The 1,606-nt window shown below is 57.7% G+C and carries 1 pseudogene; it reads right to left on the bottom strand.

Annotated elements, in window-relative coordinates:
- Nucleotides 1-1,606, bottom strand: a pseudogene (locus ABR397_RS22525) (hypothetical protein); the annotation flags it as partial.

Below are 1,606 nucleotides of genomic sequence, written 5' to 3'. Positions count from 1 at the left end.
TAATCGTAACCGATAATCGCCGTCGGTTTCAGTGCCCGGTCCGGCAGTCCGTCCAGCCACCGTTTCAGGTTGGCAGCCTCCAGTGCGCTGTCCACTTCTTTGCGTTTACTGATACGTCGGCCAAAGGCATCATAGCGATAACGCCAGCGGGTCCCTTCCGGCGTGATAAACTCGGTCAGCTGGTTATGGGCATCCCAGTGGTAACAGAATGTCCTTGACTGGTACTGATATTTATGCACCGTTTTTTCTACCATTCTGCCGTTTTCATCGTAGCGAAAGGCGTTATCTCCCCGGCGGGCCATCCGGGCCGCCTGATATTCCTGGTATTCCTGAAAGACCGGTTTACTTGTATCTGCCGGTATCTGCCGGTAGTGACCGATATTCTGGTTAGCGTCATAAATGAACTGCTCTTCACGTGCCCAGGGAGTGCCGCTAAAGATAGCCGTCACCACCTGGTCGTTAGTGTTATACCCGTAACGGGTTTCCTGCCAGTGGCCGTCTTTTATACACTCGACATGGTGCGCCTGCGTGTAATACCAGTGACGGTTCACTTCACTGCCAAACGGCGGATGGTGCGGGTCAGCTTCCTGTAACGCCTGTCTGAACCGCACGGAATTGCGTCCGGCGGCCTGATGCGCCAGCAACCCGACCGGCGTGTGATATTGCGCCTGAATAAAGCCGGCTTCACTGCGGCGCACGGTTTCCTGTCCCAGGCCGTCATATTGAATATGCAGCGGCGCGTGGCCTTCCAACCCAAAACGGGTGACCTGACCGAGCGGGCCATATTCCCAGTGCAGAGCCGGCAGGTTGTTCCCCTGTCGGCTGACCGGTAAGCCGCTCAGGGTGTCCCACTCGTGGGTCACCGTCCGCCCGTTAATCGTTTCTGCCGTCAGGTTGCCCGATTCATCGTATTCAAATGCCACCACCGCATCCGGGTTGGTGGCGCGGATAAGCTGGCCGGCGTCGTTATAGTCGTATGTCGTGACCGCGATTAATTGACACTGCTCATCCTCTTCCTGCCAGACTTCCTGCCGGGTCAGGCGGTTTTCCGGGGTGTAGCGCCAGCGTAATAGTTGATTATCCGGGTAACGGGCGGTGATGCGGCGTCCGGCGTTATCGTACTGATACTGAATTGTGCGCCCGGTAAAATCGGTTTCACCGATAATCCGCCCGGCCAGGTCACGGGTGTAACGGTAGGTTTCGCCAGTGGCGTTAGTCACTGCGGTCAGGCGGGTCAGTTTGTCGTAGGCAAAGGTGAGGGTGGTCCCATCCGGGCGGGTGACGCGGCTCAACAGGTCAAAGGCGTCATAGGTGTACCGGGTGGTGCGTCCGGCGCCATCGGTCACTGCTGATACGCGCCGTTCACTGTCGTAGTCAATCGTCTGGCGGACCCCGTCCGGTAAGCGAATTTCACTGACACTGCCCGTCGGGCTGGCATGAAAGTCACTGTGGTGATAGCGGGTCTGTTGATTCAGGGTATCGGTGATGCTCAGGAGTCGGCCCAGTCCGTCAGAGGCCAGTTGCGTGGCGCAGCCGTTCGGGGCAATCACTTCACTTAATTGCTGCTGTTCATAGCCGTAATGCCAGTGGCGGCCATCGGGCAGGA

It is taken from the genome of Photorhabdus viridis (assembly GCF_040256935.1).
Lineage (GTDB): Bacteria > Pseudomonadota > Gammaproteobacteria > Enterobacterales > Enterobacteriaceae > Photorhabdus > Photorhabdus viridis.
This window is presented reverse-complemented; position numbering and strand designations above follow the sequence as displayed.